Below are 13,941 nucleotides of genomic sequence, written 5' to 3'. Positions count from 1 at the left end.
TTAGAAGGCGCGGTATTGGGTGATAGTAAAACGATTGGGTACCGGTGAATGCAACCCAAACATCGAAGTCATTGCAGTAGACCGGCACTGGCCTTACCCACCCCCGCCTCTCCCGGCACCCGCGCCTTGGCCTCTTGCGCCGAAACCGGCGCCACCAGGTACTGCCGATACTCGCGAAACGCCTGCAAGACAGAGGCATCCTGCGGGCGATAGTCGTCGCCGCTATCCTGTTGCTGATTCGCCACACAAGGCCTGCCGATCACGCTCATGCACACGTTGTTTGCAGCCGTCGAAACCGGCTCGAACAAGGCGAACGCCGTGCCTGGCTGGTCCACATCGTTATACAGCGGGTGAGCCACGTTCTCGAAGTCGTTTCCCTCTACCAGCAACTGTGAAGATGAGGTCCGCGACATGATTGCGCCTTGGTAGGTCATGCGCTGAAAGACGTTGTTGACCAGTTGAGCGCGGATTTGCGCATTTTTCATCCCGCCGGAATGAGGTGCTCTGCCGGAGGTGTCGTGTATGTAGTTTCTCGACAGCGTCAGCGTGTCCTGACTGCCGAGGAACAGCCAGACCCAATAATGATGGCCATCGCAGGTAGACGAGTAAGGCGTACGGCCGTCGAATTCATTGCTGGAAATGGTGACGTGTGAAGCAGTGCCCCAGCCTGTCACGATCATCTGTCTGCCGATCCGCGCAAAGGTGTTGTGATCGATCCACACGCCATCGGCCTTGTTCAGGGTCAGCGCATCGCCGCCCCATACGACATGCGGGTTGATATCCGAAAGGGTCAGGTTACGAACGATCACGTTATGCGCACCGTCGCCAATGAACAGTCCAGCGCCCTGAATGCCTGCCTTGTCGCCAAGCCCGATCAATGTCTTGTTGGAGCCGACTTTCAGTGGTTTCAGTCCCGCGTTGTCGTAGGTCACTATGACGGGCGGCCTTGATTGGCAGAAGTCGTTGGCGCCATTCAGTGCAAGTTGCTCACCACCCTGCGGGCACGGTTTAACGACGCAGCCAGGTTCGGTGGTTGTGGTACTGCCGTTGGCAATCACGCTCGCGCGGAAGTCGAACGTGTGGTCCAGGACAATCACTCGGGGAGTGTCATCGGTGCAGGCCCCGTGTGAGTCATGCGACGAGCAGAGTGCTGATCGAAGTTCATCCGGTGTGGAGGGATGCACGGCAGCCGCGGAGCCTCCGCCGGTCACGCCCTTGGCGAAACCTTCAGGTATGTCTGCTGCCCACAGGCATTGCGCTCCTGACAGGAGCAGAACCAGAGTGGTGGCGATCTTCAGACAGCCGCTTTGCAAAAGAGAACGCAGGGGCGTCATTGGTTGAGCTTCCAGTCATGCCCGCGGGAATCGCGAGGACAATCTGGATGCTAAACGGACTGCGGCCTGGCCTGCTCCGGTTCCATGGTGCTGGTCAGCCTCTGTTCAGGCACCCTGGCTCACGAAAACACCCGATCCATCCTGACGCTGTCAATCCCGCGTCCACAACACTCATGATCTTCAAGGGTGTACGGCCGCAGCATGTCCATGACAGGCCTGTTTTGCAGGGGTGATTAAAGCGCCTGGCGAAATATATCCTGAATCTGCTCAAGATCGGCAGGACGCGGGTTGGTCAGGCCGCAGGCATCTTTCAGGGCATTGCTGGCCAGCATCGGGAAGTCTTCCTCCTTGACGCCCAGCGTAGCAAGACCTGCCGGGATTTCCACGGCAGCCGACAATGCACGAATCGCGTCGATGGCTGCCTGAGCGCCTTCTTCCGGAGAGAGCCCACGGATATTGCTGCCCATGGCGTGTGCAACGTCGGTCAGGCGTGCAGCGCTGACGCTGGCGTTGAAGCGCTGCACATGGGGCAGCAATACGGCGTTGCACACACCGTGGGGCAAATCATAAAAGCCGCCCAACTGGTGCGCCATGGCGTGCACGTAGCCCAGTGACGCGTTATTGAACGCCATGCCAGCCAGAAACTGGGCATACGCCATGTTCTCGCGGGCAGTGATATTGGCCCCGTTGTTGAATGCGTCGCGCAAATTGTTGGCGATCAGCGCCATAGCCTGTAACGCACAGGCGTCAGTGATCGGGTTGGCAGCCGTGGAGACATAGGCTTCGATTGCGTGAGTCAAGGCATCCATGCCAGTGGCGGCAGTCAGCGACCTGGGCATGGCGACCATCATGTCGGGATCATTCACGGACAGCAGCGGCGTGACGTTGCGGTCGATGATCGCCATTTTTACGTGCCGGGCTTCGTCGGTAATGATGCAGAAGCGGGTCATTTCACTCGCGGTTCCGGCGGTGGTATTAATGGCAATCAATGGCAACTGCGGTTTTGCCGAACGGTCGACGCCCTCATAATCGCTGATATGCCCCCCGTTGCTGGCGCACAGGGCAATACCTTTTGCACAGTCGTGAGGCGAGCCACCGCCCAGCGATATGACGAAATCGCACTGGCGCTCCTGCAACAGGGCCAGGCCGTTCTCGACGTTGGCGATGGTCGGGTTGGGCCGGGCACCGTCGTACACAACCGAGTCAATGCCCTGCTCCACCAACAGCCCGGCGACCTGACTGGCTACTCCGGCCCTGGCAAGGCCAGCATCCGTGACGATCAGAGCCTTGCGAAATCCGTATTTGCGTATGGCGAGCATGGCTTCGTCAATGCAGCCAGTGCCGATGATGTTCACAGCGGGGATGAAAAAAGTGCTGATCATGACGGACCCTCGAGGGTAGCGCGGATGCTGGGGTGATGAGCCAAGCATCCGCCTTGCGCGAGGTACAACCATTGATCCAGCGCAACGAAGCAGTCAAACGCCAGACCGTTGGTCGCAGACGCTTCGGCCACTGCGCACAGGACGGCTATTTTCAGCCGATAAAGCCGTCGCTCTTGAGCAGCGTTTCCAGGCAATGCTCGCTGAGGCCGTAGAACGTCTTGAGCTCCTGAATGCGCGCCAGTAACTGAGCCGGATCGACCGGCTCGGCACGCTTGACCGCGAGGATCATCTTGTTCTTGTTGGTATGCTCCAGCGAGATGAACTCGAACACTTTGGTCTCGTAACCGCATGCTTCCAGCAATAGCGCGCGCAGGCTGTCGGTGACCATTTCTGCCTGCTGGCCCATGTGCAGACCGTATTGCAGCATCGGTTTCAACAGCGTCGGGCTCTGGATCTGCAAGCGGATCTGTTTGTGGCAGCACGGCGAGCACATGATGATCGAGGCGCCGGAGCGAATGCCCATATGAATGGCGTAGTCTGTCGCGATATCACAGGCGTGCAGCGCAATCATCACGTCCAGCGCGCTGGGCGCCACTGTACGCACGTCACCCTGCGCAAAGGTCAGCCCCGGATGATCGAGCTTCGCCGCCGCCTCGTTGCACAGCGTGACCATGTCTTCGCGCAGTTCGACACCGGTCACCTGCCCTTGCGCCTGCAAGGTGTTGCACAGGTAGTCGTGGATGGCGAAGGTCAGATAACCCTTGCCTGAGCCGAAGTCCGCAACCTTGATCGGCTGATCGAGCTTGAGCGGCGATGAGCTCAGTGCATGGGAAAACACTTCGATGAACTTGTTGATCTGCTTCCATTTGCGCGACATGGCCGGAATCAGCTCATGCTGGCGATTGGTCACACCCAAGTCAGTCAGGAATGGCCGGGTAAGCTCCAGGTAGCGTTTCTTCTCGCGGTCATGCCCGGCCGAAGGAGCCTGGCGCTCCTGCTGAGCCTTGCTTTTGAACAGCGTCGTCTTGCCCTTCTTGCTGAACTCCAACTGCACCTCGTCGGTCAGCGACAACAGGTGCGCGTTCTTGAAGGACGCCGGTATCAGGCTGGCAATGAAAGCCACCGCTTCAGCAAGCGAAAAATTCTTGGTGATGTCACGAGTCTTGTAGCGATACACGAAGCTCAGGCACGGTTGTTCCTTGACGGTCAGCGGCTTGATGATGATCCGCTGCAAGTCGGCTTCGCTGCCCACGTATTTGGCCAGGACCAGCTTGATCAGCGAGTTCTGCGACAGGCTGATGTCCAGCAGGCCAAGGAACTGCGCGAGGTGATCGGTCGCAGCGATGGGTGACGTGGAGGTAATGACTGACATTGAAAATGTGCCTCAAGCGTCCCGTCCGGGACTCGAAAAATCAGACCGGCATTTTAGGCGCGTCGGCACGTCAAGGGCACCCTTATTTTTCAGAGACTACGCGGGCTGTTAGTGCGGTCCTACACACCATTGCGACACGCACATGATCGGTAAAACAATCTCTACCGACAACAGCGAAGCATTGCTTGCGCCGTATAAAAACACCTTTATAGTCGTTGTGGCTGATTACAGATAATCAGATAAAAGTTCTGGAGCCTTTTGCTCCGGCAGAATAAACCGCACAAGGAACGTGCCTTATGTTGAGTCAAGCAGCACTGCTGGAAAACGACACGCTCGCGCGGGTCACCTTAAAACCCGTAGAGTATTTGAACCTTATACTTGATGATGAAAAAAAGGGTGGCCGTGGCGCCGCGCTTATTTTGACCAAAGAAGACATTCTTAGTCTGAAACGTTACGAACGACACGCCCTTAACATCCCCACGTCACTCGCTCGCGTCGAACAGCAATTGGGTTTTACAACCAGTAGCATTCCCGGGCTTGAGCCTAAAGACATGCTGGTGACTTACAAGGCAATCCACAACCACGGCAAAAGCTGGCTGGGTATCGAGGACGCCATCAAGCGCAGCGGTTTCACCATTGACCTGTTTGCCTCACACTTCTCGGATCAGGGTCGGCAGATCATCAGTTACATTGAAAAAATGGACTTTGCCAGGCAGCTGGGTCTGACCGTTGTCGATCTGACCCTTGAAGAGGTCCGCGATACATCGCCCACGCCACTGGGGCAAACCGACCAGAAGGTCTGTATCACGCTGGCCCAGTTCCTGAAAGAAACCGCGTCACAAATAAAGAACCATCAGCACGCGGCCAGCACGTTGGCGCAACACATCGATACCTTCAGCACCGTCCTGAGCGTTCAACTCATTCCCGGCATCAACGATAAGGTAAAACTGGCAAAGCGCTCTGATCTGGACCAGCAGATCAGCGAACTGGAAAAAGACATCGAACAGCTGACCGTCGATATAGAACACAAGAACAAAGAATATAAGGCAGCCATAACCAATATTGCCTGGGGTGGTTTCGGAGGGCCCATCGGGGTTGCTATCACGGGAGGTATTTTTGGCGCCCAGGCGGAAAAAATCCGGAAAGAAAAAAACCGGATGATCGCCTCCAAGAACCTCAAGGTTCAGACCCTCAAGGAAAAAGTTCCGTTGGCCGCCGCCGTACGCAGCCTGCAGATACTCTTCGAGGATATGAATATTCGCATGATGGACGCTCATCAGAGTGCGACCAATCTGAAAGACCTATGGACCCTGCTGGCGGCATACATTGACAGCTCTGCAGATGAACTGGCAGCGATCAGCGACGATCAGGCACTGATGATTTTCGCTATACGGTTTCAGGCCGTAGTCACACCGTGGCTGGAAATAAAAAGCATGACCGCCCAGTTACTGAAGCTGTTTGAAAGTGCGCTGGACCAGTTTCAACACGAACAGCAATCCAGCCTGAAAGGACAATGACCATGAGCACTGAAACCTTGGGTAAGCCGATGGTCCTCACGCCTCCCGATACTGAAATCATGAATGCCGCCAGCCAGAATATTCTGGCCCAGGTGAATACGTTGAAGCTGGACTTTCTGCCGACGATGAAAGAAAAAATGCTGTCGCTTCAAAACGCATTGACGCGTGCAGACAACGCCTATCGTGAAGCGCTGGCCGATATCACTGTGCAGTTGAATAACGTGAACCTGCAGCCGATCGATCTGAGGCAACAGCACATTGAAGCAGACGCTCGACTCAGCGATAAACAAAAGAAGCAAGCGATCAGCCTGCTGAACGGCGAGCGCATTCGTCTGCTCTCGAATCTGACCGCCGTTTTGCGCAGCAGCGCTCACGCCATTGCCGAGCGCAGCGATGATATGGCGCAAATAAACCTCACGCTGGAAGACAACCGTTTACAGGACATACTCCAGCAACAGATTGACGGCATGACACAACGCTCAGCCGCTTTGGAAAGCGCGATGAGTGTCATCGCTGAAGACCGGCGCCTGCTTGACACAACGATCAAGACCTATGAAAAGTACAACCTTGCCGACCTGTTCAAGGACATGCTGCCTACTCAGGAAGAACTGCAGATCGTCACCATGCCATCGCCGGAACTTGCGTTGATCACCGCCGGAATTGCCAGACTCGGAAAACTCCTGGACAAGATCAGCAGCGCCCTGACCTACCTTGACCTTACTGAAGAACGCGACAGACTGAGGTCGCGCTATAACGCACTGCTCGCCGAGTCCCGCACGGTCGCCCAGGAAGCAAAGTCAATCAACGGAAGGCTCGATGAGCTGACCGGGCTCGCTGACATCAGCAAGAGCAAGGCACTTTGGGTCAAAGAGGCCAGGAAGGTTTATCACTCGCTCTACAAATTTCTGGATCAGATCACGTCGCAAGATGACGCTTCTGCACCGATCAGCACGCCTGTCGAAAAACTGAAGACGTACATAAAATCGTTCTACGATATCAGGCGCCTCGTCTGACGCGTCAGCCTTCAATATAAAGGCAGGCGTTGATCCATATCGACACCTGCCTTTTGTTGTTACCCCAGCACCACCAGCCGATTCGGCAATTCATTCCTGCCGTGAGTCACTGGTACATGATCGGCAAGCAGCTCGCCACAGGCATGGATACACCCGAGAAACCCCTGCAAGGTCTGTCCGTCTCTGACCTGCTGGGTAAACACGTCAACCATCGCCTTCCAGGTGTCGTTGTGCAGACGACTGGCAATGCCATGGTCAACCAGGATTTCGACATACCGTTCGGCCTCGCTGACAAACACCAGAATGCCGGTTCCGTCGTGGGTCTTGTGCAGGTTCTGCTCGAGAAACTGCCGACGCGCGAGATTCCCGGCCCGCCAGCGCCGCACCGAAAGCGGCACCAGCAACGCGGAGACCTTCGACAGGCGACACACCAGCGCGACAATAATGAACGTACTCATCTGCGCGAGCATCAACTCGTCCGCGCTCAACCATTGAAGGCAGTAGTTGATCGTGCCCGGCAGCAGCAGGCCGATCAGCCCGGCCCAGATCAACGGCATGTAGGCATAGTCGTCAGCGCGAGCGGCCAGTACCGTGACCAGCTCGGCGTCAGTGCGCTGCTCGACGCGGTCAATCGCTTCGGCAACCTGCCGCTGTTCGTCTTTGTTCAGTAAAGCCATGGTTCCCTCATTCCGAATCAATCAACTACCAGTTGCCTGAAGCACCGCCACCGCCGAAGCGTCCGCCACTGCGATCGGCGACTCTTTCACGTGCGGGCCGGGTGGCGCCGCCCCGTCTGACACTAATGATTACAATCCCCAGCACGATGAGGGTCAACACGATACCGATCAGCCAGACCTGGTCGTCATCGGGCTGCTCGTCATAGTCGGACATCTGCCCTGTCGGCTCGGGATAATCGGGTATCTGCCCACCCAATGCCGCGATGACCGCGCGCGTACCGCGCTCTATGCCGACGGCAAACCGGTTGTCGTCAAACTCGGGGGTCATCAGCATGTCGATGATCAGAGACGCCTGGGCGTCGTTGAGACGGTCCTTCAGCGCACCGCCGACCTCCATGAACACCTTGCGCTTGTCGCGGTAGACCACCAGCAGAACACTGTCATCCTTGCCGTGCAGCCCCAGGCCCCAGGCGTCGCCGAGTCGAGAGCCGAACTCTTCGATGCTCGTGCCCTGCAGATCAGCGAGGGTCACCACCACTACCCGCTCCCCGGTCGCCTTTTCATGGGCGCTCAGAAGTCTGGCCAGACGAACCGTAGTCTGGCTGTCGAGCATCTGTGCGGCATCCACCACACTGCCGGTCATCGGCGGAAAAACCAGTGCTGATGGCTCTGCCTCGGCCCGCAATACCCCTCCCAACAGCATCACCATGTACAGCATCCACTGTGAAACAGACTTCAAAATCCAGACCTCCGGTGTTTTTTTGAATCCATTGAAACGACACGCCTTAGCCAAAACACAAGTTCCCCGGCATAATCCACCGCCAACACTTGGTGCGTTCACTATTTGATCGAACAGGGTCTGTACAAAAATCAATCAAACCGCCATTTTCGTACACACCCTGGGGAGACTTCGTACAGTCAAGCGGATAGCAACTATCCTTGCATCCCGTACGAACCATAACGCCAAAGGTCCATAACCCAAAAACTGGCTGTCGGACATTAAACGCGAGTTACTGACAAAAGCCTTGAGAAATCATTCATGAATAAGCTGTGTTTATTAGGTTTGCTGGTCGGTATGGCCAGTCAGTCGGTGATGGCCCAGACCGCTGCCGCCACGGACAATACAACGCTTCAGGCCAAGAATGCCTTCATCGGCAAACTCATGAAACAAATGACTCTGGACGAAAAGATCGGTCAGTTGCGACTCATCAGTATCAGCTCGGAAATGCCACAGCCGCAAATTCTCAAGGAAATTGCCGCCGGACGAATCGGCGGTACGTTCAACTCCATTACCCGTTCGGAAAATCGTCCGCTGCAGGAAGCCGCAGTCGCCAAAAGCCGTCTGAAAATTCCGATGTTTTTTGCCTACGACGTGATTCACGGTCACCGGACGATTTTCCCGATCAGCCTGGGCATGGCCGCCAGCTGGGACATGGACGCCATCGCGACGATGGGCCGGGTCTCGGCCAAAGAAGCCAGTGCCGACAGTATCGACATGACCTTCGCGCCCATGGTGGATATTTCCCGCGACCCTCGCTGGGGCCGCAGCTCCGAAGGCTTCGGTGAAGACACCTACCTGGTGTCACGCATTTCCGATGTGATGGTCAGGTCCTTCCAGGGCAAGAACGTCGCAGCCAATGACAGCATCATGGCCGCCGTCAAACACTTCGCCCTGTATGGCGCGGTAGAAGGCGGGCGCGACTACAACACCGTGGACATGAGCATGACGCGCATGTACCAGGACTACCTGCCGCCGTACAAGGCCGGCATCGATGCCGGCGCCGGCGGCATCATGGTCGCGCTCAACTCGATCAACGGCGTCCCGTCGACCTCCAACAAATGGCTGATGCAGGACCTGTTGCGCAAGGACTGGGGCTTCAAGGGCGTGACCATCAGTGACCACGGCGCGCTCAAGGAGCTGATCGACCACGGCGTGGCCAAGGATTTCCGCGAGGCCGCCAAGCTGGCTATCAAGGCGGGCGTCGACCTGAGCATGAACGACGCGGCCTATGGCGAGCAGTTGCCCGGGCTGGTGAAAGACGGCGAGGTTTCCATGAAGGAAATCGACAGCGCCGTGCGTGAAGTGCTGGGTGCCAAGTACGACATGGGCCTGTTCGCCTCGCCTTACGGTCGCATCGGCGTTGCCGCCGATGACCCTGCCGACACCTATGCGGATGACCGCCTGCACCGTGCCGAAGCTCGCGATGTGGCGCGCAAGACGCTGGTGCTGCTGAAAAACCAGAACGAGACATTGCCACTCAAGAAGCAAGGCACCATCGCGGTGATCGGCGGACTGGCGCAAAGTCACCTCGACATGCTCGGCAGCTGGTCGGCAGCCGGTCGTCCCAACCAGTCGGTGACAGTGTATGAAGGGCTGGCCAACGCGGTCGGCGACAAGGCCAAGCTGGTTTACGCACGCGGTGCCAACGTCAGTGACAATGAACACGTCCTCAACTACCTGAACTTCATGGAGAAGGAAGTAGAGATCGACCCGCGTCCGGCGCAGGAAATGATCGACGAAGCGGTCAAGGTCGCCGAGCAGGCCGACGTGATCGTTGCCGTGGTCGGCGAGTCACGCGGCATGTCCCATGAATCGGCCAGCCGCAGCAGCCTGAACATTCCGGGCAAACAACGCGACCTGATCAAGGCGCTCAAGGCCACTGGCAAACCACTGGTGCTGGTGCTGATGAATGGCCGTCCGCTGGTTCTGGTCGACGAACAGGAACAGGCCGACGCCATGCTCGAAACCTGGTTCCCGGGCACCGAAGGCGGCAATGCAGTGGCTGACGTACTGTTCGGCGACTACAACCCGTCGGGCAAGCTGGCGATGACATTTCCGCGCTCGATCGGTCAACTGCCGGTCTACTATGCGCACCTGAACACCGGCCGTCCGTATCACGAAGGCAAGCCAGGCAACTACACCTCGCACTATTTCGAGGAGCCCAATGGCCCGCTGTTCCCGTTCGGTTATGGTCTGAGCTACACCCAGTTCGACGTCTCGGACATCACGTTGTCGGACGCCAGCATGACGCGCAAAGGCAAGCTCACTGCCAGCGTGACCGTGAAGAATACCGGCAAGGTTGCCGGTGCTACCGTTGTGCAGCTGTATCTGCATGACGTAGCGGCGTCGATCAGCCGTCCGGTCAAAGAACTGAAAAACTTCGAAAAAGTGATGCTTGAGCCCGGAGAAGAAAAAGTCGTGACCTTCACCCTCAGTGAAGACGATCTGAAGTTCTACAGCACTGAGCTCAAGCACGTGGCGGAACCTGGCGAATTCAAGGTCATGATCGGCCTGGACTCCGAAGCTGTGAAAGAAGCGACCTTCAATCTGTTGTAACCCCTGCGCATGGCGCGTTCGTGAGCAGTCGCTCGGGAACGCGCCAACAGGGTTCGATCAGGCTGCGACATGACGCTCAAGCATCGCTACTGGCGCATTACCCTGTACGTGCTGCTGATTCTGGCCGGTGCAGCCCTGTGCGCCGGGCTCGCAATGCGTCAGGCGCAGCGTCACGCAATGTCTGAAGATGCCGCGCGTGCCGAAGGACAACTGGCACTGTATGCCAATACCCTGCACACCCTGATCGAGCGCTACCGCGCCCTGCCCTCCGTTCTGGCACTGGACCCGGAAATTCGTGCCGCGCTGAGCGGCCCGGTAACCGGTGAAGTACAGAACGCACTCAACCTCAAGCTGGAAAAAATCAACAACGCGGCTCATTCGTCGACGCTGGAGTTGCTCGACCTGCAGGGTCTGGCGATTGGCGCGAGCAACTGGCGCACGCCCAATAGCTATGTCGGTCACAACTACGCTTTTCGACCCTACTTCCTGCAGACCCGCGCCAAGGGTACCGGGCGCTTTTACGCGGTCGGGGTGACCACCGGAATTCCGGGGTACTTTCTGTCCAGCGCGGTGTTGAATGATACCGGTGGGTTCATGGGGGCGATGGTCGTCAAGCTGGAGTTCCCCAGCCTCGAGCAGGAGTGGGATAAGGGCGGCGACCTGCTGCTGGTCAGCGATGAGAAAGGCATCGTGTTTATCGCCAATCAACCAGGCTGGCGCTATCGCGAGCTGCAGCCGATCTCGGTGGAAGACCGTGCCACCCTGTTGCGCACCCGCCAGTACGACAAGCAGGTATTGTCACCGCTGCGCAGCCGGGTCATCGACAGCTTCAGCGAAAACAGCCATTTGAGCCGTGTCGACGGCCCGGACGGCACCACGGACTATCTCTGGCAGTCGCTGCCCCTTGCGGACGAGAACTGGACCCTGCACCTGTTGCGCAAGCCGCCCGCGTCCAGCGAGGATGTGCGCAACGCAGGGCTGGCCGCCGCAGGCATCTGGCTGGCGCTGGTATTTCTGGGCCTGTTTCTCTATCAGCGCTGGCGACTGGCGCGACTGAGGGAGCGCAACCGGGATGAACTGGAGCGCCTGGTGCAAGAGCGCACACGCGATCTGCACACCGCGCAGGACGGTCTGGTGCAGTCGGCCAAACTCGCGGCGCTGGGGCAGATGTCGGCAGCGCTGGCCCACGAAATCAACCAACCGCTGACCGCCCAGCGCATGCAGCTGGCGACCCTGCGACTGCTGCTCGATCAAGGCCGAATCGATGAAGCCTGCAAAGCGCTGGTTCCCGTCGATCAGCAACTGACACGTATGGCCGCCTTGACCAGCCATTTGAAGACCTTCGCACGCAAGAGCCCCAGCGGCCTGCGCGAGAGGCTGGACCTGGCCACGGTGGTCGATCAGGCCTTGCTGTTGCTCGACCCGCGCCTGCGCGAGGAACACGTCGACTGCGTCCTGCATCTAGCACGCCCGGCATGGGTGCGCGGCGACGCCATCCGCCTGGAGCAGGTGCTGATAAACCTGCTGCGCAATGCACTGGACGCCATGCACGAGTGCCGCTCCAGGCGCCTTGAAGTGCGTATCGACGCCCTCGACAATCAGTGGCGGCTCAGTGTCAGGGACAACGGAAGCGGGATCGCTGCGGAAAATCTGCCCAGCATTTTCGATCCGTTCTTCACCACCAAACCGGTAGGCGATGGTCTGGGCCTTGGCCTGGCGGTGTCGTACGCCATCATTCATGAACTGGGCGGACAACTGACGGCGCAAAACCATGCGGACGGCGCCGAATTCTGGTTCAGCCTGCCCAACGACTTCCTGGAGGCCTGACCCGGCATGTTGAATTCGGTCATCGTGGTAGACGACGAGGCGCCCATTCGGCAAGCCGTCGAACAATGGCTGACGCTGTCGGGGTTCGAGGTGCAAGTCTTCGCCCGCGCCGAAGAGTGCCTGGCGCACCTACCGGAACACTTCCCCGGCGTCGTGCTGACCGATGTGCGCATGCCAGGCATGAGCGGTCTGGAGCTACTGACCCGGTTGCAAGGCGCAGACCGCGACCTGCCGGTCATCCTCCTGACCGGTCATGGCGATGTGCCGATGGCTGTGGAAGCGATGCGCGAAGGGGCCTATGACTTTCTGGAAAAACCCTTCAGCCCGGAAACCCTGATCAGCAACCTGCGGCGTGCCCTCGAGAAACGCCAACTGGTGCTGGAAAACCGCCGCCTGCATGAGCAGGCCGATGCCAGAACCCGCCTGGACGCCACGCTGCTCGGCGTATCGCCCGGCATGCAGACACTGCGCCGCCAGGTGCTGGAACTGGCGCAACTGCCGGTCAATGTGATCATTCGCGGGGAAACCGGCAGCGGCAAGGAACTGGTGGCTCGCTGCCTGCATGATTTCGGACCGCGCGCCGCCAGACCTTTTGTTGCACTCAACTGCGCGGCCATCCCGGAGCACCTGTTCGAAGCCGAGCTGTTCGGCCACGAGAGCGGCGCCTTCACCGGTGCACAGGGCAAGCGCATCGGTCGTCTGGAGTATGCCGACGGCGGCACGGTGTTCCTTGATGAAATCGAGAGCATGCCGATGGCACAGCAGGTCAAGCTGCTGCGCGTTCTGCAGGACAAGCGCCTTGAGCGGCTGGGCTCGAATCAGAGCATCGACGTCGACCTGCGAATCATTGCCGCGACCAAGCCTGATCTTCTCGAAGAAGCGCGTGCCGGGCGCTTCCGCGAAGATCTGGCCTACCGCCTCAATGTTGCCGAACTGCGCCTGCCGCCGCTGCGCGAGCGTCTTGAAGACATCGCGCAACTGTTCAGCCACTTCGCCCGCGCCGCCGCCGAACGCGTGGGCAGGGAGGCGCCCGCGCTGGATGCAGCGCGCCTGAGCCATTTGCTCGGCCATGACTGGCCTGGCAACGTGCGCGAGCTGGCCAATGCCGCCGAGCGGCAGGCGCTGGGTCTGGAGCAGGCCCTGCCGCAACCTGATACTCAATGGCCGGGGCATTCATTGGCGGCGCGTCAGGAAGCCTTCGAAGCACAATGCCTGCGCGCTTCGCTGGCCCGTCATAAAGGCGACATCAAGGCGGTGCTCAATGAGCTGCAACTGCCTCGAAGGACGCTGAACGAGAAGATGCAGCGCCATGCTCTGGTACGCGAAACGTTCCTCGAATGAGGGCTGCGCAGATTCCGTACAGCTTGTTCCGGCGATAACCGAACATTTCCTGCAGCGCCGGGTCTGCATACTGTTCACGGCTATATGAGGGTCGTGATGGCTGGATACTTATAAGGCATAATGACATCATGCCCGCATGGC

Annotated in this window: 10 protein-coding genes; 5 read left to right on the top strand and 5 right to left on the bottom strand. The window is 58.5% G+C overall.

The window, feature by feature from the left end; genetic code table 11:
• Positions 1–68: 68 nt before the first annotated feature.
• The 3 genes from QRN50_RS11545 to QRN50_RS11535 all read right to left on the bottom strand — a co-directional run bounded on the left by QRN50_RS11545 (position 69) and on the right by QRN50_RS11535 (position 4,088).
• A complete protein-coding gene (locus QRN50_RS11545; RefSeq protein ID WP_096127067.1) occupies positions 69–1,334 on the bottom strand; it encodes a pectate lyase family protein in 1,266 nt (421 codons plus the stop codon).
• Positions 1,335–1,567: 233 nt separating this feature from the next.
• Entirely contained in the window at positions 1,568–2,716 is a 1,149-nt protein-coding gene (gene yiaY, locus QRN50_RS11540; protein ID WP_003406228.1) for an L-threonine dehydrogenase, read from the bottom strand.
• A 151-nt stretch (positions 2,717–2,867) separates the two neighbouring features.
• Positions 2,868–4,088, bottom strand: a complete 1,221-nt coding sequence (locus QRN50_RS11535) for a class I SAM-dependent methyltransferase (RefSeq protein ID WP_096127066.1) — start codon at positions 4,086–4,088, stop codon at positions 2,868–2,870.
• Positions 4,089–4,384: 296 nt separating this feature from the next.
• Between QRN50_RS11535 and QRN50_RS11530 the strand changes: the two genes are divergently transcribed.
• Positions 4,385–5,605 (top strand): alpha-xenorhabdolysin family binary toxin subunit A, encoded by a 1,221-nt coding sequence (locus tag QRN50_RS11530; protein ID WP_096127065.1) that lies wholly within the window; start codon positions 4,385–4,387, stop codon positions 5,603–5,605.
• A complete protein-coding gene (locus QRN50_RS11525) occupies positions 5,602–6,618 on the top strand; it encodes an alpha-xenorhabdolysin family binary toxin subunit B (RefSeq protein ID WP_024639171.1) in 1,017 nt (338 codons plus the stop codon). Before QRN50_RS11530 ends, QRN50_RS11525 begins: the two co-directional genes overlap by 4 nt.
• Positions 6,619–6,677: 59 nt before the next feature.
• On the opposite strand, the gene QRN50_RS11520 is transcribed toward QRN50_RS11525, so the two are convergent.
• Complete coding sequence (locus tag QRN50_RS11520; protein ID WP_003406246.1) at positions 6,678–7,295, bottom strand: TPM domain-containing protein; 618 nt, start codon at positions 7,293–7,295, stop codon at positions 6,678–6,680.
• A gap of 25 nt (positions 7,296–7,320) precedes the next feature.
• On the bottom strand, positions 7,321–8,004 hold the full coding sequence (locus QRN50_RS11515) for a TPM domain-containing protein (RefSeq protein WP_053275532.1): 684 nt from the start codon (positions 8,002–8,004) through the stop codon (positions 7,321–7,323).
• A 330-nt stretch (positions 8,005–8,334) separates the two neighbouring features.
• Between QRN50_RS11515 and bglX the strand changes: the two genes are divergently transcribed.
• The 3 genes from bglX to mifR all read left to right on the top strand — a co-directional run bounded on the left by bglX (position 8,335) and on the right by mifR (position 13,800).
• Entirely contained in the window at positions 8,335–10,632 is a 2,298-nt protein-coding gene (gene bglX, locus QRN50_RS11510; RefSeq protein WP_096127064.1) for a beta-glucosidase BglX, read from the top strand.
• A 69-nt stretch (positions 10,633–10,701) separates the two neighbouring features.
• A complete protein-coding gene (locus QRN50_RS11505; protein ID WP_060409138.1) occupies positions 10,702–12,459 on the top strand; it encodes a sensor histidine kinase in 1,758 nt (585 codons plus the stop codon).
• Positions 12,460–12,465: 6 nt separating this feature from the next.
• The gene (gene mifR / locus QRN50_RS11500) at positions 12,466–13,800 is read left to right on the top strand and encodes a two-component system response regulator MifR (RefSeq protein ID WP_024650607.1); all 1,335 of its coding nucleotides are present in this window, start codon (positions 12,466–12,468) and stop codon (positions 13,798–13,800) included.
• The last annotated feature ends 141 nt before the right edge of the window (positions 13,801–13,941 follow it).

The organism is Pseudomonas sp. MEJ108, assembly GCF_030208985.1.
Lineage (GTDB): Bacteria > Pseudomonadota > Gammaproteobacteria > Pseudomonadales > Pseudomonadaceae > Aquipseudomonas > Aquipseudomonas fragariae.
The sequence above is the reverse complement of the archived record's forward strand: the minus strand, read 5'-3'. Positions and strand labels throughout refer to the sequence as shown.